We start from the raw sequence: 18,915 nt of genomic DNA, 5'->3' as shown, positions 1-18,915 counted from the left end.
ATGATGGGCGTGCCATGACCGAGCCGAGTACGACGTTTCGCGCGCCACTGCCCGTGTTCCGGGCCGCTGTGTTCGCGTTCGTCGGCACGGTGCTCGGGGTGTCCGCGCACCATCTGGTCGCCGAAGGACCGGCGCCCTGGCGGCAGAGCGCGGCCGCTGCCGCCGTGCTCTTCGCCGTGGGACTGGCCGGAGCCCGGCGTCCCCGTTCTCTGATGTCCGTGGTGGCGGTGTGCGGTGCGGCGCAGTCTGCGCTGCACCTGTGGCTGGCGACGGCACACGAGCACTCCGCCCCGGCTACGGCCGTGCCCGCGCACGCCCATCACGGGACGGACGCTCACACGGCCTGGCACGAGCGGCTGCACGGCTCGCTCGCGATGACCGCCGTACACGCGACTTCGGCGGTGCTGGTCGCCGTACTGCTGCACCAGGCGGACACCGTGTGCTGGTCACTGGCGCGGGGTATGACGGCCGCGGTCGACGCTGTCCGCGCCCGGATGGCCACGGTCTGGACGCTGCTGAGGGAACGCCTCGCAGCCGCGCGGTACCGGTTGCCGCCGGCGGTCATCGGGGCGTGGCTGCAAGGGCCGCCTATGAAGAGGGCAGTGCTCGCAGACGTGCTGGTACGCAGGGGCCCGCCCCGGGCAGGAGTCTCTCTCGCCATTTGACCTCTGCGGGACGCCCGACCGGCCGTCCCGCGCTCGTCCCTGCCTGGAGACACCCATGTTCCATGCCATGAAGAAGCACGGCACCGCACGGCGCCTGGCCCTGCTGACCGCCGCGACCACCGGCGCCGTCCTCCTCACCACCGGCCCGGCTGCCGCCCATGTGGAGGTCGAGGCCGACAACGCTCAAGCCCTCGCCGAGAACGTCAAGCTGACCTTCGTCGCGGAGTCGGAATCCGCCGACGCGGGGATCACCGAGCTGCGCGTGGTCCTGCCCAAGGGCATCGCATCCGCCGACGTGGCCTACGACAAGGGCCCCGAGGGCTGGAAGTTCACGGCCCGCGACGACGGTTACGTCATCAAGGGCCCGGCCGTGAAGGCCGGCGAGGACGCCGAGCACTCGGTCGTCGTCAAGCAGCTGCCCGACGCGAAGGAACTGGCGTTCAAGACGCTGCAGACCTACAGCGACGGACGGATCGACCGCTGGATCGAACTGGCTGAGCCCAGCGGCGACGGCCACGGCAATGAAGCCCCGGTCCTCGAACTCAAGGCCGCCGCGCCCGGCGCCAAGCCCGCCAGCCCGTCCCCGAGCGAGACCCAGCCGGCGTCGCCCTCCCCCACCCCCACGGAGACCGAGCCCGAGTCCTCTCCGGCGGCCCAGGCCGAGGCGAAGGAGGACGACGGCGGCCTCTCGACCGGTGCATGGATCGGCATCGGCGCCGCGGTCCTGATCGTGGCGGGCGGTGCCGCCTACGCCGTACGCCGACGGGCCGGCGCCCAGCAGTAACAGCAAGGATGCCGATCGGCCCCTTTGCCCCCGCGGTCTCCGCAGAAGCGGCGCTGCAGCAAAGGGGCTGACCGATCGTTACCCGGCACCCGGCAGGTGCGCCGTGTTGGCGAGCAGCACCGCCGGGGCCATCGCTACCAGCACGGGCACTGCGAGAACGACGGCGGCCGCCGTGCCCGTCAGAGCCCGTGACAGCCGCCCCGGTACTGCTGGGCGCCGGCCCGTCGGCGTACGGGCGCAGCAGCCCCATCCAGCCGAGGGCCGCCGTCAGGACGTCGGCGATGAGGATCGCCCGGTGGTGACGCAGCCTCAGATGGGCCCGTTCGTGTTCGAGGGTGGCGGCGAGCTCCTCGGACGAGAGCAGGTCCTGGGCCGCGGTGGTGACGACGATGCGGGAGCGACCGGGCGGTCCGGGTATGCAGAAGGCGACCGGGGCGGCATGCGCCAGCACTCGAACCGCAGGGTCGTCGCCGCGTCCGTGCGAGCCCTGGGCGTCGGCTGTCAGCCGGTCGCGGTCACGTGCGCGGCGCACGCGCAGAGACCTTCGCGCAGCGGTCCACGACAACGCCGTCATGCCCAGAAGGAGGGCGAGCAGTGCCGCCTCGGTGATGCCTCTCGCCTGCCAGGCACCGCCGTAGGCGGCGTGGATCAGCGGTTTGTCGGCGTGGAAGAGCCACACCATGCCGTGTTCCCACAGGTCGTGCGCGGCCAGGACCAGGGCGCCGCTCACCGATGCCAGCAGCCCCAGGGCGCAGGAGTGCCACAGGCGCAGGGCTGCCTGCGGGTGGCGGCTGCCCCAGCTCGCCCCGGCCAGTGCCCGAGTCACAGGTCCGCCGATCAGGAGCGCGTGTGCGAGGAGCCCAGTGATGACAAGCATGGTGGACCTCCTCAGCCGTCGGCGCTCGGCTCGGCAGGACTGCGATCTGCGACCAGCTCAGAGCCAGTCGTAGGGCGAGTCTCCTGTCACGAGCCGTGCTCTGTGGGCCCAGGCCGGATGAACCGCTGGGAGCAGACCGGCTGTTACAGGGCGAGGAGGGTGGTGTACGCGTCTTGGATGAGAGTGTTGCCCGCGCCGGGTGCGGTGTTCGTCAGGGCCACCAGGGCCGTGCCGTGGTGGGGGTTGAATCCGGCGAAGGCGGTGCAGCCACGGGTGCCGCCGGAGTGGTGGTAGAGGTGCGAGCCGTCGCGACGGGGACGGATGTTCCAGATCAGCGCCAGGCCGCTGCCACGCGGTAGGCGGAGCCGCGGGCGCTGTACGTCGAACAGAGCGGCCCGGAGCGCGATCGGGACCTGGGCGGAGGCCGGGTCGAGGAGGTTTTCGACGAACGTGAGCAGGTCACGGGCGCTGGATCGCAGGGCTCCAGCTGCGGCGAGACCGGGGATGCAAAACGGGGGCCGGACCCGGCGGCGCCAGTGGCCGGTGACCTGCGTGCTTCCCGTGGGTGCGGTGGTGGTGCAGCCGGTGTCTCGCAGGTCGAAGGGCACGAGCACGCGGTCCTCGAGCAAGGCGGGGTACGAGGTGTGGCCGAGGCTGGCCGCGCCGGTCAGGGCGTAGCCGAGCAGACCGACCCCGAAATTGGAGTAGCGCACGCGGGTGCTGGGTGCGGCCCGCAGGCGGGTGCGGGCCAGTGCGTGCAACACGTCGTCTGTGGTGAAGCGGGCGTAGGGGTTGGTGAGTAGCCGTGGCGCGGCGGAGCGCAGCAGGCCGGGCGGGAGGCGAGGTAGCCCGGAGGTGTGGGTGGCCAGGTGGGTGAGGGTGAAAACGGTGCCGTTCGGGGGCAGGGCGGTGCCAGCCGGCAGGTGGCGGGCGAGGGGGTCGTGGAGATCCAGCTCGCCGCGGGCTGCCTGTTCGGCCAGCAGTAGGGCGGTGAACGTCTTGGTGAGGGATCCGACTTCGAAGCGGGTGCCGGCGTCGGCCGGTACCCCGCCGTGGTGCGCGGTGCGGCCGCGGACAAGCAGTGCGCGGCGGCCCTTGCGGTGCAGGCCGATCGCGGTGGTGCTGGCCTCGGGTGCTGCGGACAGCAGAGCGTGCAGGGCGTCGCGCACTGGTGCGGGGGCGTGCAGGCGGTCCGCGGCGTCCGCCGGGCTGTCGCTGTGGGAGGTCATGCGTGAGTGTCGGGCGTGTGGGTGGGAGGGGCCTTCAGGGCTCGAGTGAGGGCGATGGTGCCGGCGACGGTTGCCACGACGGTGGGGTGATGGTGGTCCTGGAAGCGGGTGGCATGGTCGTCGTCGACGGGGTGGTCGTCACGGGGCACCAGGCCGTCCGCGTGCTGGACTTCGGCCAGGCGCTGCCAGTCGCCGAGCTCAACGTATGGTTCGGGCAGGCAGCTGCCGATGATCAGCAGTTCGCCCACCAGGTCCCACTGGCCGGTCTCGGCCCAGACGTCGGTCCATACCGGCAGCCAGAGGGCCAGGTAGGCGGCCAGGTCGTCGGGCAGTCCGCGGGGGGCGCGGCCCCAGTCGGTGAGGTGGAAGACGGTGTGGGTGATTGCGTAGCCGGTCATCCAGTCGAGGTGCCAGGGCTGCGGGGTGCTGCCGAGCCAGGTGGCCCGCGTCAGCCTCTCCCAGTCGTCCGCGCCCTGGTCGTGGCCGATGACGCGGAGGGCGTTGGCGATGGCGAGCCGCCGGTTGGGCACGTATTCGACGGTCCGGGCAGTGCCCGTCGCGGCGAAGTGCGTGATGAGCCGCTCCATGCCGGTGTGGCGGTAGCCGACTCGCGCGAAGTGGGCGTACCCCTCAACGGTATCGGTGGCGAGAGGCTGGCGCAGGAGACGCTCGTAGAGCAGTGTGCCGTCCTTCAGTTGTGCCCAGGCGAAGTCCAGCAACTCGTGGGCCAGTGCGCACTGTTCGCTCCCCGAGGCACCGTCGCGCAGGACCAGCGAGGCGGCCAGAGCGGTCTCCAGCAGGGCCTTGTAGGCCTCCATGTCTCCGGCGAGGTCCCGGCCGTCCAGCGCGCCCGCTTGTCTATGTGCGTGCAGCCAGTGCAGGGCGCGGGAACCAACGTCATGGGCTGTCTGGGCCAGCGCCGTGCTCATACGCCCTCCAGACCGAGCATGTGGTGGCAAATCTCCACGTCCAGGAGGCAGCGGTTTCCGCCGCCGCGCAGGGCGATGTCCTCGACGAGCAGGGCCGCGTCCAGGGGGAGGGCGACGTTGTCGGCTGCTAGCCAGGCCAGCCAGCGGGTCACGCGCGCCGCGGTGACGAAGTCCCGCCGCAGCAGGCTGCGGGTGGCGCCCCGGGCCAGTGCCTCGGTACCGGAGCGTGCGGCCTCGTGAACGGGAGTGTCCAGGCCGGGCAGGGCCAGTGACGCCAGTTGCCCCATCCGCAGCGCCCACGGCACCCAGCCCTCCCCGCTTCCACCCTGGGGCGTCCAGGTCGCGGAGTGGTGGCGGGGCGCGGTGCTGTCGAAGTGCGGTGGCCCTGACGGCATCGGGGGCGGAGCCTGCGGGGCGCCGGGAGCGAGGCGGGCCAGCAGTGTGACCAGGCCCCAGTCGATCCAAGCCCGGATCCACGGCGGTTCCGGCCCGCGCGGGGGTGCGGGGGGCAGCCGCGGCGCGGGAGGCAGCGCCGCCAGGGTGAGGCGTACGGCGGCCGACTCCTCCGGTGCAGGAATCTGACCGGTCAGCACGTAGGGAGCCAGCGCGTCCGCCCCCAACTGGCGCACGGCGCCCGTCGCGGTCACCAGGCCGGTTGCCCCGGTGGTCCCATCGGCCTCTGCCGCTTCCTGGAGAAGCGATGCCACGATCGTGCTGCCCCCTGCGCCCTTCAGGGCCTCCCGGGCTCTGCTCGCCAGGAGTTCGGCGGAGGCGCAGTGGGCAGCACGTGACCTCTCGGTGATCACCGGCGGCGGGGCTCCTTCGGCTCCTTCGGCGAGAGGAGCAGGGTGAGCAGGGTCGGGCGGACGCTGCCCAATCCCTCGGGGGTGGGCGGCGGAGCGTCACTGACCGGCGTCTCGGTGGAGGTCACCAGTTCCTCCAACAGCCCCGCGTCCAGGGTGACGCAGTCTTTCCGCAGCAGTTCGATCGCCATTGTTCCTCCTGGAAGAAGTACGCGTTCACTACACGGAGCGTCTCCATAACACGTGCGTCAAATTGCCGTGTCGGCGGGTAAACCACTCGAAGGAATCAATAGGGTGCACGCGTGGTGAAAGCAGTGAAAGGCATCCACAGCGCCCCGGCCGCCCCGCGTGTGCGCCGAGCGGTTAGCGGGTCAGCCGCCGAACCGGACAACCTCAGCGGGGGAGAGGTCTGGCCGAGCGCGGTGCCAGCGGCCGGCGCTGTGAGGTATGGCCAGGAGGAACGTCCGGCGGGTGCAGCCAGCGCCCCATCGAGCTGCCCGAGGGCAGCAGGCGGTCGCGCCGGTACTGCGGATCGGCCTGCGCGAAGCCGTCAGACTCTGGGTGCTGTGGCTTTGCGGTATCGGCCGGGCGGTGTCCCGTACTCCCTGGTGAAGGCCCTGACGAAGGTGAATTCCGATGCGTAGCCGCATTGTTGGGCGATGGTGCGCAGTGGCGCTTCGGTGGCGGCGAGCAGCCGGCCGGCGAGGGTCATGCGCCACCAGGTCAGGTACGTCAAGGACGGTTGGCCCACGGTCGTGCTGAATCGGCGTGCGAAGGCCGCCCGTGACAGGCCGGCCCGGGCGCCTAGTTGTTCTACCGTCCAAGGGTGGGCGGGTTGGTCGTGTATGACGTGCAGGGCGGAGGCGACGGCTGGATCGGCGAGTGCGGCGGCCCAGCCGGTGGCCGCTCCTACGGCTTGGTCGTGCAGGCAGGCCCGAAGGATGTAGAGCAGCAGAGTGTCGAGCAGGGAAGGCACCACTGCGTCCGTGCCGGGCCCGGGTCGTTCCAGTTCGCCGCCCAGCAGGTCGACGGCCGCGCGCAGTTCGCGGTGTGCGCCGATGCGGGCCGGGAGATGCACGAGGCCGGGCAGCGCGGTCAGCAGCGGGTGTGCCCTGGTGCGGCTGAGCCGGTAGGCACCACACAGGACGACCGTGGTCGGCCCCGTGTCCCGGGGCAGTTCGCCCCGGATGATCCAGCTGCCGTCCGGTTCCTGGACCACATCGGTCAAAGGCGTCGCCGGGTCGTCGGCGATGCCGTGCCCGCGCCCGTCCGGCCGGAAGACCACATCGCCCGGACCGAGCCTGACGGGTGCTGAGCCGTCGCCCGGCAGGAGCCAGCACGAGCCCTGCAGGACGATGTGGAAGCCCGCGCCGTCGGAGGCGGCGAAGCGCAGGCCCCAGGGCGCTGACACGGCGGTGAGGAAGGACTCCGGACGTCCGGCGCGCATGGCGGTGATCGCGTCGCTGAGTACATCCATGCGCTGACCTTAACTCTTGCTCCGGGTTGCGAGACGGTGGGCAAAGGATCGTGGACTGTGAGGCATGGGTCGGCTCGTTCTCGCCGCATAGCGTCGTAGCCACCCCTACGGAAGAGAACCCCTCGCATGAGCATCGTTGTCACCGGAGCCACCGGATCCCTCGGCCGTCTCGTCGTCGGCGAGCTGCTCGCCACGGTCCCCGCCGAGCAGATCGCCGCAGTCGTCCGCAACAAGGAGAAGGCCGCGGACCTCGCGGCGCGCGGCGTCGAGCTGCGCATCGCCGACTACAGCCGGCCCGAGACCCTCGACGGGGCCTTCCGCGCCGGCGACCGCGTCCTGCTGATCTCCGGCAACGACGCCGAGCAGCGGGTGGCGCAGCACACCGCCGTGATCGAAGCAGTGCAGGCGGCGGGCGTGGCGCAGCTCGCGTACACCGGCGTCCTGGGCGGACCCGAGGCCGACTTCGAGCTGGCCGCCTCGCACAAGGTCAGCGAACAGCTGATCCTGGACGTTGGGCTGCCGTACACCTTCCTGCGCAACGGCTGGTACACCGAGAACCACACCGACCAGCTCGCCCCTGTGCTGCGGTACAACGCCGTCGTCCAGAGCGCGGGCGAGGGCCGGGTGGCCTCCGCCGCCCGCGCCGACTACGCGGCCGCGGCGGCTGCCGTCCTGACCGGCGACGGCCACCTCGGGCAGGCGTACGAGCTGAGCGGCGACGTCGCCTGGTCCCTTGCGGAGTACGCCGCCGAGCTGTCCCGGCAGCTCGGCCGCACGATCACCTACAACAACGTCCCGGCCGAGACGCACCTGTCCATCCTGACAAGCGCGGGCCTGCCGCAGCCGCTCGCCGAGATCCTCGTGGACCTGGACGCCGCGATCGAGCGCGGGCTGCTGGCGGCCACGCCGGGCGACCTGGCGCGGCTGACGGGCCGTCCCACCACCCCGCTCGCGGACACGGTCGCAGCGGCGCTGGCCGCCACCGCGTAACTGCCGGACGACGCGACGCCGATCGCCCGCCATCGGGCCGACGGAATGCGACGACGGTCCGCGCCGATCGATGCCGCGTCCGAACCCGGATCCGGCGTACACGCCTACGAGTTCTACCGCGACGAGACCGGGGTGTGCGTACATCGCGACTCCTATGTGGACGAGGCGTCGGCGTTTGAAATCCTGAGGGGTAGGCAGTTACGGCCCCGGCCGTGTGTTGGTGAACCTGGTTGACCGTGGAGTCCACCGACACGGTCCGCTCCACGACTGCTGCGGCGGCGCCGGTCGCCCACAACCGTCGCGGAGGTCAGCCCAGTGGCGCTGCCAGATGCGAGGTCCCTGACCGGATGACAATCTGGTCAGAAGGACCAAAAGCAATGCGGGAGGACGGTCATGGGTGCTGAAGGGATGAGGCAGCGGGCCAAAGACATGGCTGACAAGTTGCGCCAGATGAGCCAGGGCGGGCAGAGCAGCAAGTCGCGGCACAAGGACCAAGGGCGCGGTAAGCGCATCGAGGAGCAGATGAGGAAGCTCCAGGAGCGGCGGCACCGGCATAGGTGACGTCTAGTCCGGCTGCGGGTGCCGACGCGAACGGTCCGCGCTCTCCCGGGCGGGTCTCTTGTGCGGGCTCATGTCGTCGCCGTGCGCCGCCGGTAGTGGATGCTGTCAAATGGGGCCTCTCCGCGGCGACATGAGGGAAGGTTCGCTCGATCGAGCCGGTCGCGGACCACCCGCGAGCGACTCGGCAGTAATCAGGCCCATTGCGAACGGCGATCGGCCGTAATCGCGTCGTTTACCCCGGGATCAGGCCCTCGTCGGACAGCAGCGCTTGTACGTCGGTCAGGCTGGCGTCCTGGTCGGGGAGCACGAGGTCGGATGGGGTGAGTGCTTCATCCGGCAGGGTTGTGCCCAGGCGGCGCACGGTGTCCAGGAGGGCGTTGAGCGCGGTGTGGAAGGCTGCCTCGTCGTCGGCGTCGGCCGCGGACTGCAGGGCTGAGTCGGGTTTGTTGAGTTCGTCGAGGTGGGCATCGGTGACGTCGTACTGGCCCTCGCCGAGAATCCGGATGATCATGGTGCCTCCTGGCCCGTCGGACGGTTGAGGCTGCCGCCTTCCACGGCCGCCGGTTGGGCTGCGGATGCCGGGAGTTGGGCCTTCATCCGGGCCAGCTCCTGCTCGATTTCGGTGCCGGAGCTGAGGGCCTCGAGCTCGGCCTGGATGTCGTCGCGGCCGGCGGGGAGGGTCGCGTCCGCCAGGACTCCGGAGTCGATCAGCTCGTCCAGGGCGCCAGCGCGTGCCTGCATCTGCTCGGTCTTGTCCTGGGCGCGCTGCATGGCCAGGCCGACATCGCCCAGCTCTTCACTGATGCCGGTGACGGCCTCGGTGATGCGGGTCTGGGCCTCAGCCGCGGTGTAGGTGGCCTTCATGGTCTCCTTGCGGGTACGGAAGGTGTCCACCTTGGTCTGCAGGCGCTGCGAGGCACCGGTGAGCTTGTCCTCGTCGGCCTGCAACGCTGCCTGCTGGCTCTGCAGATCGGTGAGTTGGGAGGTCACCGCGTTGCGCCGGGTCAGCGCCTCGCGGGCGAGGTCCTCGCGGCCTGCGGCCAGTGCATGCTGTGCCTGGGTCTGCAGCTTCCCGGCGTACTGCTGCAGCTGTACCAGCTGCAGGTCCAGCCGTTTGCGGCTGGTGGCCACATCCGCCACCCCGCGCCGCACCTTGCGCAGCAGCTCAAGCTGCTGGGCATAGGAGTAGTCCAGCACCTCACGGGGATCCTCGGCCCGGTCCAGGGCCTTGTTCGCCTTGCTCCGGAACAACAGGGTGACGCGGTCCGCGATGCTGCTCACAGCCCCTCCTCCTCTCCTCTGACAGAGGCGTACACCTTCAGGCTCCGCCCGGTGGCGGTGCGCCGCAAACCGTCCCGCCTGCGGCGATCCGGTCCGTGGGCCGGGCGGTGTCGCTGCCGCCTTCGCAACCGCCTGGACCGGTGGGTGAGGCGGCCGGGCCGCGCGTCGTCGGCCACCGGGACCGAGACCTGCGCAGGAGCCCAGCAAAGCGAGGTTGCGGCATTGCGGATGGCGCCGGCCGGATGACGGGGTCACCGACTAGGAAGATTTAATCCGGTTTGTGGCTGGTTTTGCTGTTTCGTCGATTGGGTGAGGGTTAACCGGGACAGGGTCGCCGGCACGGTCACCGAGCAGGCAAAGGCCGTAACCGGTGAGGCTCGGGAACAGCCCGACGCGGCAGCGCGTGAGCTGCTCGGGCGGGTCACCGCAGGGCTTCGCCCGACGGCGGTTTCCTGGGCGCGGCGGCCCTGGCCGGTAGAAGCCGCCGCACCAGCGGACCGCCTGCATGGTCCTGCCGGCCCCATGGCAGGCGTGCTGAACACACCTCTTGTTGCTCTCTTTCGGAAGTGATCGCAATGACGTCACCCAACTACGGGTCCACCGGGTCGACCCGATCGGGCGGATCGACCGGGTCGACCGAGTCGACCATGGAGACCCACCCCGACATCGTCGAGATGCGCCAGCGCCACACCCTGGCCGAGCGCGCCGCAACGACTCCGCGGGCGCAAGCCATCGAGGCACTGGCCCTGCTCACGGGCCTCTACCTCGCGGCCTCCCCGTGGATCGCGGGATTCAACGGCGGCGGCTTCTCCCGGCTGGCCATCAACAACCTGATCGTGGGGATCGGCTATGCGCTGCTGATGAGCGGCGGCTTCGGCCGTGCCTACGACCGGACGCACAGCATGGCGTGGGCCGCATGCGCCCTGGGCGCGTGGACGGTCATCGCCCCATGGGTGGTGGCAGGCAACGTCGACACCACACGCACCGTCACCAACAACATCGTCACGGGCCTGATCGCCCTGCTGCTCGCCCTTGCCGCCAGCGCGGCAGCCCGCTCAGGCAGCGCACGCGGTACCGAGGGCGCCTACGGGGGCGCATACGGCGGAACCGGCCGCTGAGCACACGCCGGTCCGGCGACCGGGGGGGATTCCCGGCAAAAATCACCGGCGAGGTCCGCAAGGAACGCATTGAGGCCGACGAGGAGACCGGCGAGCGAGGCAGTGCCGCCGCTGACCCGCCGCGGACCCCAGGCGCCCGGGACGGGAAGAGCGACGGCCCTCGTCCCGGGCGCCCCGCACTTACGCCGTCCCTTCCCCCGCCGCACTCGGGTAGGGCGTATCCGGCTGGCACCGGAGCGCCGGAGCCGCGTGTCCGCGCGCAAGGAGCTGTCGTCTCAGAGACTGCGACACAGACGCGACACCGTTCACCAGGGCCGGGGCCTGGAGCCCGGCGAGGCGCAGCGGCGGGACGTCGAGGCGTACGGCCGCGAGGATGAATCGGAGAGGTTCGGCCCGTCTGCGGAGGTGGAGCGCAGAGCACCGAAGGCTCTGACCAGGATGCCGAAGAGGTCCTGGTGGGCGGTTCTGCGAGGGACGTTCAAGGAGTTCAAGGACGACGAGCTCGTCGACCGGGCGGCATCTCTGACCTACTACGGCATCCTGTCGCTGTTCCCGGCTCTGCTGGTTTTGGTCTCGGTGCTGGGGATCACCGGACAGTCGACGACGAGGCAGGTGCTGGACAACGTGCAGCAGCTGACTCCCGGTGCCGCCCGCGATGTGATCCGCAACGCGGTGCAGCAGATGGAAGGCCGCGGCGGCGTCGGCTCGGTGATGGCGATCGTCGGCCTGGCCCTGGCGGTGTGGTCGGCATCCGGCTATGTGGCGGCGTTCATCCGCACGTCCAACGCCGTCTATGACATGCCCGAGGGGCGCCCGGTGTGGTTGGTGTTGCCGCTGCGGCTCGTCGTCACGGTCGTGCTGATGATCCTGGCGGTGGTCAGCGCGCTGAGTGTGGTCTTCACGGGCGCTCTGGCCCGGCAGGCGGGCAAGGTGCTGGGGATCGGGGACACGGCCATCACCGTGTGGTCGATCGCCAAGTGGCCGGTACTCGTGTTCCTGGTCTCCCTGATGATCGCGATCCTGTACTGGGCCAGCCCGAACGCGAGGGTGCGCGGCTTCCGGTGGATCACACCCGGCAGCTTCCTGGCACTGGTGATCTGGATGATCGCCTCCGCAGGCTTCGCGGTCTACGTCGCCAACTTCGCTTCCTACAACAAGACCTACGGCACCTTCGCCGGGGTGATCGTCTTCCTGGTGTGGCTGTGGATCACGAACGTCGCCGTCCTGCTCGGCCTGGAGTTCGATGCCGAGACCGCACGCCAGCGCGCCGTCGTCGGCGGGCACCCACCGCACAAGGAGCCGTACGTCCATCCCCGCGACACCAGGAAGTGGGATGAGGACGACCGCCGCCGCCTTGAATGAGCTGCGGCGTGTGCTCGCGGCATCAGATGCCCCGGCCGGGAAGCCGGAGTCATGAGAGTGCTGGCAGGGCTTGAAGAAGGCGACCGGCGCCTGACCGCCCGCATGGCGTCGTGGAACTCGCCGTTCGTGCGCCGGGTGCTGCCCGCGGTCCGGGCGGCTGCCGAGCACACCAGGCTGTGGTGCGGCGCGGCCGTGCTGCTGTCCGTCGCCGGGGGCGGGCGTGGCCGCGAGGCCGCGCTGACGGGGCTGGCGAGCATGGCCGTGGCGGAGCTGGTCTCCAACGCGGTGGCCAAGCCCCTCCAGGAGCGTCCGCGGCCGCCGAAGGAGTGGATCCCGCACGACGACGTCGACGACCGTCCCAGGTCATCTTCCTTCCCGTCCGGTCACACCGCCGCCGCAGTGGCCTTCACCAGCGCCGTTGCACCGACGTGGCCGCGCGTGGCAACGGCGTGCGCGGTGCCGGCGGTGATGGTGGCGGCCGAGCGGGTGCACAGGGGCGCCCACTACGCCAGCGACGTTGCTGCTGGCGCCGCCATCGGCCTGGCCAGCTCCTGGTTCACTCGCCACGCTCCGCGCCTGATCCAGCGCCACTGGCCCCAATAACAGGGCCGGGTACGACTGGCGTATTGATGCAGCGCCTGCTGGCCATACCGAGTCCTGTGATCGCGCCGCTCCAGATGTTCCGGGGCATGGCAGACCTCCGCGGCTACCCCGGGCAACACCAGACTATGAGGGCAACTGCCAGCCGCGCACGTGCAAGGGCAAACAGCCGCTGAACGTCCCGGCCCATCCATCTGGGCCGGGACGCCCAGCAGGCACGGCCTATTCCCACCCTGCGCTGTTCCCTCGGAAGCAAGGGGGATGAGCTTGAACCAGTCGTCGACGAAGCAAGCCTCGCAGTCGCCGCTCCGCAGCGGAGCGCGCCGTGCAGTGGGCGGGCAACGGCGTGCACCGGTCCTTAAGTCGGCGCCCTGTTCACCACTCGTGTGAGGAATGGGGAAGGCATGACCCCTGCGGGTGACCTGACCGGTCACCCATGTCGCCTGGACTCGGTCGTCTGCCACCGTCGTGATCGGGATGCGGAGTCATCCGTTCCTCTCCTCGTGGGTCCCGACGAAAGGGCACAGGCATGCCTTCGGCCATGCGTAAGTCGACGACAACTTCTCTGCCGCAGCGGCTGGCCGCCGCGGCCGTCGCACTGGGCAGTTGCCTGGCGCTCGCCGTCCCGGCGGGCACTGCCACCGCGGCGCCCGCCGACCCGGTGCCGACCGTCTTCTTCGGCGACTCCTACACCGCCAACTTCGGCATCGCTCCCGTGAAGGACCATGACAGCGAGAGGGGCTGGTGCTTCCAGACCACGAAGAACTATCCCGCCGTCGCCACCCAGCGCCTGGCCGACAAGAACATCACCCTCGACGTCCAGGCGGACGTCTCCTGCGGAGGCGCACTCATCCACCACTTCTGGCAGGAGCAGGAGCTGCCCTTCGGAGCCGGGAAGGTCCCGGCGCAGCAGGACGCGCTCAAGGACAACACCCGGCTCGTCGTGGGTGGTATGGGCGGCAACACGCTGGGCTTCACCAGCATCCTCAAGCAGTGCTCCGACGAACTCCGCAAGCACCCTCTGCTGCCCGGAGAGCCGGTGGACCCGGACAAGCCGGCCGGCGAGTGCAAGGACTTCTTCGAGTCGGAAGACGCAAAGGCATGGCTGGACTACCAGTTCCAGCAGGTCGAAGGGGACCTGGAGCAGATCCTCATGCGCATGAGCTACTTCGCCCCGGACGCCGAGCGGGTCCTGGTCGGCTACCCCAGGCTCGTGCCGGAGGACACCACCAGGTGCCTGACTGCGGCCCCCGGCCAGACGGAACTGCCGTTCGCCGACATCCCCAAGGACGCGCTGCCGCTCCTGGACCAGGTGCAGAAGCGGCTGGACGACGTCATGAAGAAGGCCGCCGCGGATGATGGTGCCGACTTCGTGGACCTCTACGACCGCACCGGGAACAACACGGCGTGCGACGGCGCCAACCGCGGCATCGGCGGCCTGCTGGAGACCTCCAAGCTCGACCTCTTCGGCCAGCCGATCCCGTGGTACGGACACCCCAACGACAAGGGCCGTGACATCCAGGCCAAGTACGTGGCCGCCAAGATCGAGACAGTCCTCAACCGCTGACCGGGCCCCAGCCCTGAACTCGGATGACCCCAGATCCTGTTTGCGTCATCCACTCCGGAACGAGGCCCCAGGTCCGCTACCTGGGGCCTTGCCGTGCAGCGCCCCGGGGCCGACACCGCCACCGGCTCCGTCACAGGGCGTTGGCGCACGATGCAGAGGACGGCACCTCAACGCCGATGCTGCCGACTCCGCTCCCGAATTCGGCACTGTCCAGGGCAGCCGGGTACGGCGGGCAGCAGTGTCAGTTCGACGGCGACGTCCTGGCGCAGATCCAGGTAGCAGCGCAGCCGGACACCGGGCTGACCTGGGTCATGCGTGGTGCGGTCGGTGGTGGCGGTGGCCCACCGGGAGGCGAGCGCCTGCTGAAAGGCGAAGGCGGTGTGGTCGTCGGCGGCCGCGACGTCGACGACGACCAAACCCGCCAGCGTCCGCCTCTCGTGCTCACCTTGCGGAGTCAGCAGGAACTGCCGCGCTTCCTCGGCACGGGCTCGGTCCCGGTTCTCCTGCTCCCGGCAGGCAGCCTCACGAGACTCCTGCCACGCCTCGGGCAGCAACGACGCGTCCGCCCCGTACACCTTCTCAACCAGCCCAGGCACGTCTCCCGGAACCGACCACACCTCACCGGCACCGGGCAGCACAGCAGCGGTCCGCAGCAACAGATGACGCCCGTAGATCATCTCGCCGGCAAACGCGAATGCCGGGTCACGGCCCTCACGCGGCTCGAACCCCGTAACGAACAACCGTGGCACGCGCAGTCTGTCCGGGCGCCAAGTGTCCTCGTGCCGGTGCAGCCGTCCTACACGCTGCAGCAGAAGATCAACAAGGGCCAGATCCGTGATCAGTAGGTCGGCATCGACATCGAAGGACTGCTCGGCAAGCTGAGTCGCCACCAGGATCAGCCGGCCGCCCCGGCGGCGCGGCGTCCTCGGGCCCAGCAGACGCAGGCACTCCTCCGTCAGATCGGCACGCCGGGCAACCGTGAAACGGGCATGCGGTAGGCGCGAAGTTCTCCACGGACCAGATCGTGTACCGCGGTTGATCCCCGCGAGTGCGGTCCGACACCGGCTCCGGGCACGGAATCCGGCAACAGGCCGGAGCACTCCCACGACCGCGGGGCCAACCGCCCGTTGACCACGCCGCACATCAGACGATTCCTTTGCAGCTCATGTCATGGTTGCCGCACACCGCCAGAACGGGCGTCAATTAGCGTATCGGCAGCCTTCCGCAACCGTTGCCCGTCCGCAAAACAGCAGACCCAGCACCGCTGTCACAGCATCGGCTCGGCCCTGTAGTCCGCTGATGCCATTGACGATCAGGCCGCGGCCCTGCCACCACGAGGGAACACAGAGGCCGCACCCTCTCACTGTGTCAACGAAACGCAGACGCCCCGGACCGCGCCTGACGGCCTGCTACCGCCATCTCATCGCGCACCCCGCCCCGCTCGCACCAGTGCACAACCAGTGCACACTCGGCCGGTAACTCCCGGAAAACCAGGGAAGTGGAGGGAGGTATTCCGCAACCCTCAGCACAATTGCCCAGGTCAGCAGGGGTGCAGGTCACGCCCAGGATGCCACCGGCACAAACGAACTGTCCTGCCGGAACAGCTCCGTTCCGTTCGGCCGTTCCACGCGGAGCTGGTAGGCGTAGTGGCGCAGGTAGTACCCGGGGTAGTTGTACGACTCGAAGCGGACGGACCCCGATGACGTGCCGGCCCGGAGGAAGAACGTGGCGTCCTTGGCGAACGTGCTCGTGCCGTCGTTCGGGTCGAAGCGGGCGCGGAAGTCCCAGTGGCGCAGGTAGTTTCCGGCAGCGTCGCGGAAGGAGCAGCCGCTGCCGTCGGCCAGGCCGGCGACGACCGTGAAGGTGGCGGCCTGCTTCTCGGCGGTGGTGCTGGAGCCGCTGACCACGGGCAGGTTGAGGAGCGAGGACTGCTGCTGCCAGTAGCGGGTCGAGTAGTTGGCCGACCGGAAGGAACGGGTGGTGTTCCGGGGCAGGCTCGGGCCGACCGCGACCGTCTCCCTGATGACCGTGAAGTGCCGTGCCGTGCCGGAGATTCCGGGCAGCGCGGCCGGTGCCGTCCAGGTGGCGAAGGTGTCGTAGCTGTCGCTGTAGTAGTAGCTGCCGTCGCCGTAGCCGTCGAAGAAGATGCGCCAGCCGCCGTTGTCGAGCCGCACGAGCGCCGGGCCCTCGCGGTAGCTGCCCCAGCCCGCCCAGTCGCCCGTCCTGCGGATCGTGTACGGGCCGGTGAGGTTCGAGGCGGTGGCGTACTCGATGTACTTCGTCGTCTCGTTCTTCGGGAAGGCGTGGTACGTCGAGCCGGTCTTCACGATGTACGTGTCGATGTGGTTGGCGCCGATGCCCGCGAGCGCCACCGGTGAACTCCATGCCGTCAGCGCCGAGTTGGTGGCCCTGAGCAGGTACGGCGTGAAGATCCACTCGTCGTTCGTGGTGGAGCAGGACACGATGACGCTGACGCTGCCGTCGCTGTCGACGAACCACTCGGGCGCCCAGGCGCGGGAGAGGTTCCCGACGGGGACCGTGTAGTCGTACAGGAACGTCCAGTTGACGCGGTCGGAGCTGCGGGCGAAGCCGATGGTCCTGCTGGTGTCCTGCCAGGTGCGCGTGGTGTAGGTGACGTAGTAGTAGCCGTCGGTGTGTCTGATGACGCTGGCGTCGCGGATGCGGCCCGCCGGCGGCGTGTACGCGGAGGAGCGCAGCAGCCGGAAGTCGGTGGCGTCGTCCGACTGGTAGACGTTGACCGTGCCGTCGTCGCTGTTGAGGAACGGCACGATCGTGTACCGGGTGGCGGAGCCGTTCGGCGGTGCGGCGGCCAGGGCGCCGCCGAGCAGTCCGGGCGCCTCGCCCAGCAGCACCGCGGAGGCGGGCAGGGCGGCCAGGGCGCGCAGCAGCGTACGGCGGGACGGGGCGACGGGGCGTGAGGTCACGGGCGGCTCTCCCTGAGACACAAGGGGTCGGTATACCGAACAAGGTTCGGCAACTCGATCAGAAGTGAGGGATCAGAAAGTAAGGGCGGGGCAGGGAGGCGTCAATGGTTTGAACAGGAGCCGATGAGCCCAGTGAGGTAGATGTGGTCGGTGGGTGGACGTCCACTCCTGTCGTCGGCGTTCCACCACCAGCCATCGGACGTTACCGTTCGGTAGACAAGCTGCTTCCGGAGGTGTCCGTATGACGCTCGACCGTGCCGCAGGCCTGGCGGAGACCGCCCGTGCGCTGGCCGCCGGGGACGTGACGTCCCGGGCGCTGGTCGAGCGGACGCTGGCGCGGATCGAGGCGGCGCAGGGCAGTATCAACGCCTTCCGGATCGTCCGGGCCGAGGCGGCGCTCGCCGAGGCCGAGGCCGCCGACCGGGAGCTGGCCGCGGGCGTGAGGAAGCCGCTGCTCGGCGTGCCCGTGGCGGTGAAGGACGACATGGACGTGGCCGGCGAGCCGACCGCCTTCGGCTGCTGCGGGGAGTTCCCGCCGGTCGCCGAGGACGGCGAGGCGGTGCGGCGGCTGCGCGCGGCCGGAGCCGTGATCGTCGGCAAGACCAACACCTGCGAGTTCGGTCAGTGGCCCTTCACCGAGGGGCCGGCCTTCGGCGCGACCCGCAACCCGTGGAGCCCGGCCCATACGCCCGGTGGTTCCTCGGGCGGCTCGGCCGCCGCGGTCGCCGCCGGTCTGGTGCCCGCCGCGCTCGGCTCGGACGGCGCCGGGTCGGTGCGGATCCCGGCCGCGTGGACCCATCTGGTCGGCATCAAGCCGCAACGCGGCCGCGTCTCCACCTGGCCGCGCGGCGAGTCCTTCCAGGGCATCACCGTCAACGGCACCCTGGCCCGTACGGTCGCCGACGCGGCCCTGCTGCTGGACGCGGCGAGCGGCAACCACGCGCTGGACCCACACCGGCCCCCGGCCGTCGACGCGTCGGCGGCCGTCGGCCGCGACCCCGGGCGGCTGCGCATCGCGCTCGCCCTCAAGCCGCCGTTCACGGCCGTTCCCGCCCGGCTCCTGCCGGAGGTGCGGACCCGGGTCGTCGAACTCGCCGACCGGCTGGCGGCCTTGGGACACACGGTCGAGGAGGCGGACCCGCCGTACGGTCAGATCGGGCTGACCTTCGTGCCGCGCGCGACCGCCGGGATCGCCGAGCGGGTGGCCGAGGCGCCCTTCCCGGCGCTGCTGGACCGGCGCACCCTGGGGGCGGCCCGGCTGGGCCGGCTGCTCGGCGGGGCACCGCTGCGGGCGGCCCGGCGGGCGGAGAGCGTCCTGCACCACCGTATCGGCGGGTTCTTCACCTCGTACGACGTCGTCCTCGCGCCCACCACCGCCGCTCCCCCGCCCCGGATCGGCGCCCTGCTGGAGCTCAGCGGATTCGCCACCGACCGGGCGATGATCGCCGCCTGTCCGTACGCCTGGCCGTGGAACGTGCTGGGCTGGCCGGGCGTCAACGTACCCGCCGGTTTCACGGCGGACGGCCTGCCCGTCGGGGCCCAGCTGCTGGGCCCGGCGAACAGCGAACCGCTGCTGGTGCAGGTGGCCGCGCAGTTGGAGGCGGAGCTGCGCTGGCACGAGAAGTGGCCGGCGCCGCCGGTCACGGAGCGTTCCGCTGCCGCCTGAGCGGCCCCGCACCGGTCCAGCAGGGCGGATGCCTCGGTGATCGGGCCCATGGGGGCAGCCT

General features: G+C 70.5%; 18 protein-coding genes and 1 pseudogene. 9 read left to right on the top strand and 10 right to left on the bottom strand.

All coding sequences use genetic code 11. The features are described from left to right. The first annotated feature begins 14 nt into the window (after window positions 1-14). A complete protein-coding gene (locus tag ABFX81_RS06120) occupies window positions 15-665 on the top strand; it encodes a hypothetical protein (protein ID WP_086852334.1) in 651 nt (216 codons plus the stop codon). 55 nt (window positions 666-720) lie between these two features. Continuing rightward, complete coding sequence (locus ABFX81_RS06115; protein ID WP_346137715.1) at window positions 721-1,449, top strand: DUF1775 domain-containing protein; 729 nt, start codon at window positions 721-723, stop codon at window positions 1,447-1,449. 262 nt (window positions 1,450-1,711) lie between these two features. Here the strand turns inward: ABFX81_RS06115 and ABFX81_RS42165 are convergent. The 6 genes and pseudogenes from ABFX81_RS42165 to ABFX81_RS06090 all read right to left on the bottom strand — a co-directional run. Beyond that, window positions 1,712-2,023 (bottom strand): annotated as a pseudogene (locus tag ABFX81_RS42165) (M48 family metalloprotease); the annotation flags it as partial. A gap of 446 nt (window positions 2,024-2,469) precedes the next feature. Then, the gene (locus ABFX81_RS06110; RefSeq protein ID WP_086852865.1) at window positions 2,470-3,555 is read right to left on the bottom strand and encodes a serine hydrolase; all 1,086 of its coding nucleotides are present in this window, start codon (window positions 3,553-3,555) and stop codon (window positions 2,470-2,472) included. Beyond that, window positions 3,552-4,484, bottom strand: a complete 933-nt coding sequence (locus ABFX81_RS06105) for a DUF6895 family protein (protein WP_086852863.1) — start codon at window positions 4,482-4,484, stop codon at window positions 3,552-3,554. Before ABFX81_RS06105 ends, ABFX81_RS06110 begins: the two co-directional genes overlap by 4 nt. Next, complete coding sequence (locus ABFX81_RS06100) at window positions 4,481-5,290, bottom strand: hypothetical protein (RefSeq protein WP_086852861.1); 810 nt, start codon at window positions 5,288-5,290, stop codon at window positions 4,481-4,483. The genes ABFX81_RS06105 and ABFX81_RS06100 overlap by 4 nt, the downstream gene beginning before the upstream one ends. Beyond that, complete coding sequence (locus ABFX81_RS06095; RefSeq protein ID WP_086852859.1) at window positions 5,287-5,478, bottom strand: hypothetical protein; 192 nt, start codon at window positions 5,476-5,478, stop codon at window positions 5,287-5,289. The genes ABFX81_RS06100 and ABFX81_RS06095 overlap by 4 nt, the downstream gene beginning before the upstream one ends. 359 nt (window positions 5,479-5,837) lie before the next feature. Then, the gene (locus ABFX81_RS06090) at window positions 5,838-6,764 is read right to left on the bottom strand and encodes a cupin domain-containing protein (protein ID WP_086852857.1); all 927 of its coding nucleotides are present in this window, start codon (window positions 6,762-6,764) and stop codon (window positions 5,838-5,840) included. Between the two features lie 126 nt (window positions 6,765-6,890). Here ABFX81_RS06090 and ABFX81_RS06085 point away from each other — a divergent pair, with 126 nt between their 5' ends. Further along, complete coding sequence (locus ABFX81_RS06085; RefSeq protein WP_086852855.1) at window positions 6,891-7,754, top strand: NAD(P)H-binding protein; 864 nt, start codon at window positions 6,891-6,893, stop codon at window positions 7,752-7,754. A gap of 429 nt (window positions 7,755-8,183) precedes the next feature. Then, window positions 8,184-8,315 carry a hypothetical protein gene (locus ABFX81_RS06080; RefSeq protein ID WP_346137714.1) on the top strand — a complete coding sequence of 44 codons (132 nt, stop codon included), beginning with the start codon at window positions 8,184-8,186 and terminating at the stop codon, window positions 8,313-8,315. 232 nt (window positions 8,316-8,547) lie between these two features. On the opposite strand, the gene pspAA is transcribed toward ABFX81_RS06080, so the two are convergent. Both pspAA and ABFX81_RS06070 read right to left on the bottom strand, forming a co-directional pair. Continuing rightward, window positions 8,548-8,826: a PspA-associated protein PspAA gene (gene pspAA, locus ABFX81_RS06075; protein ID WP_086852853.1), complete on the bottom strand. Its 279-nt coding sequence runs from the start codon at window positions 8,824-8,826 to the stop codon at window positions 8,548-8,550. Then, window positions 8,823-9,596 (bottom strand): PspA/IM30 family protein, encoded by a 774-nt coding sequence (locus ABFX81_RS06070; protein ID WP_086852851.1) that lies wholly within the window; start codon window positions 9,594-9,596, stop codon window positions 8,823-8,825. The genes pspAA and ABFX81_RS06070 overlap by 4 nt, the downstream gene beginning before the upstream one ends. Before the next feature lie 647 nt (window positions 9,597-10,243). Here ABFX81_RS06070 and ABFX81_RS06065 point away from each other — a divergent pair. The 4 genes from ABFX81_RS06065 (at window position 10,244) to ABFX81_RS06050 (ending at window position 14,243) form a co-directional block, all read left to right on the top strand. Beyond that, a complete protein-coding gene (locus tag ABFX81_RS06065) occupies window positions 10,244-10,714 on the top strand; it encodes an SPW repeat domain-containing protein (protein ID WP_086852871.1) in 471 nt (156 codons plus the stop codon). Between the two features lie 321 nt (window positions 10,715-11,035). Continuing rightward, entirely contained in the window at window positions 11,036-12,076 is a 1,041-nt protein-coding gene (locus ABFX81_RS06060; RefSeq protein ID WP_346137778.1) for a YihY/virulence factor BrkB family protein, read from the top strand. Window positions 12,077-12,127: 51 nt separating this feature from the next. Further along, entirely contained in the window at window positions 12,128-12,679 is a 552-nt protein-coding gene (locus ABFX81_RS06055; protein ID WP_086852849.1) for a phosphatase PAP2 family protein, read from the top strand. Window positions 12,680-13,205: 526 nt separating this feature from the next. Continuing rightward, window positions 13,206-14,243 carry an SGNH/GDSL hydrolase family protein gene (locus ABFX81_RS06050; protein WP_346137713.1) on the top strand — a complete coding sequence of 346 codons (1,038 nt, stop codon included), beginning with the start codon at window positions 13,206-13,208 and terminating at the stop codon, window positions 14,241-14,243. Window positions 14,244-14,410: 167 nt separating this feature from the next. On the opposite strand, the gene ABFX81_RS06045 is transcribed toward ABFX81_RS06050, so the two are convergent. Continuing rightward, on the bottom strand, window positions 14,411-15,343 hold the full coding sequence (locus tag ABFX81_RS06045) for a DUF6207 family protein (protein ID WP_428837144.1): 933 nt from the start codon (window positions 15,341-15,343) through the stop codon (window positions 14,411-14,413). 456 nt (window positions 15,344-15,799) lie between these two features. Further along, on the bottom strand, window positions 15,800-17,188 hold the full coding sequence (locus tag ABFX81_RS06040) for an AbfB domain-containing protein (protein ID WP_086852846.1): 1,389 nt from the start codon (window positions 17,186-17,188) through the stop codon (window positions 15,800-15,802). A gap of 241 nt (window positions 17,189-17,429) precedes the next feature. Here ABFX81_RS06040 and ABFX81_RS06035 point away from each other — a divergent pair, with 241 nt between their 5' ends. Then, entirely contained in the window at window positions 17,430-18,854 is a 1,425-nt protein-coding gene (locus ABFX81_RS06035) for an amidase (RefSeq protein WP_086852844.1), read from the top strand. Window positions 18,855-18,915: the final 61 nt, after the last annotated feature.

The organism is Streptomyces coeruleofuscus (assembly GCF_039532725.1).
GTDB lineage: Bacteria > Actinomycetota > Actinomycetes > Streptomycetales > Streptomycetaceae > Streptomyces > Streptomyces coeruleofuscus.
The sequence above is the reverse complement of the archived record's forward strand: the minus strand, read 5'-3'. Positions and strand labels throughout refer to the sequence as shown.

Bases quoted from the DNA above. Each gene is read 5' to 3' on its own strand.
- ABFX81_RS06055 (WP_086852849.1), top strand. From the start codon at position 12,128: ATGAGAGTGCTGGCAGGGCTTGAAGAAGGCGACCGGCGCCTGACCGCC.
- pspAA (WP_086852853.1), bottom strand. From the start codon at position 8,826: ATGATCATCCGGATTCTCGGCGAGGGCCAGTACGACGTCACCGATGCC.
- ABFX81_RS06065 (WP_086852871.1), top strand. From the start codon at position 10,244: ATGGAGACCCACCCCGACATCGTCGAGATGCGCCAGCGCCACACCCTG.
- ABFX81_RS06035 (WP_086852844.1), top strand. From the start codon at position 17,430: ATGACGCTCGACCGTGCCGCAGGCCTGGCGGAGACCGCCCGTGCGCTG.
- ABFX81_RS06090 (WP_086852857.1), bottom strand. From the start codon at position 6,764: ATGGATGTACTCAGCGACGCGATCACCGCCATGCGCGCCGGACGTCCG.
- ABFX81_RS06050 (WP_346137713.1), top strand. From the start codon at position 13,206: ATGCCTTCGGCCATGCGTAAGTCGACGACAACTTCTCTGCCGCAGCGG.
- ABFX81_RS06120 (WP_086852334.1), top strand. From the start codon at position 15: ATGACCGAGCCGAGTACGACGTTTCGCGCGCCACTGCCCGTGTTCCGG.
- ABFX81_RS06095 (WP_086852859.1), bottom strand. From the start codon at position 5,478: ATGGCGATCGAACTGCTGCGGAAAGACTGCGTCACCCTGGACGCGGGG.
- ABFX81_RS06085 (WP_086852855.1), top strand. From the start codon at position 6,891: ATGAGCATCGTTGTCACCGGAGCCACCGGATCCCTCGGCCGTCTCGTC.
- ABFX81_RS06110 (WP_086852865.1), bottom strand. From the start codon at position 3,555: ATGACCTCCCACAGCGACAGCCCGGCGGACGCCGCGGACCGCCTGCAC.
- ABFX81_RS06105 (WP_086852863.1), bottom strand. From the start codon at position 4,484: ATGAGCACGGCGCTGGCCCAGACAGCCCATGACGTTGGTTCCCGCGCC.
- ABFX81_RS06080 (WP_346137714.1), top strand. From the start codon at position 8,184: ATGGCTGACAAGTTGCGCCAGATGAGCCAGGGCGGGCAGAGCAGCAAG.
- ABFX81_RS06115 (WP_346137715.1), top strand. From the start codon at position 721: ATGTTCCATGCCATGAAGAAGCACGGCACCGCACGGCGCCTGGCCCTG.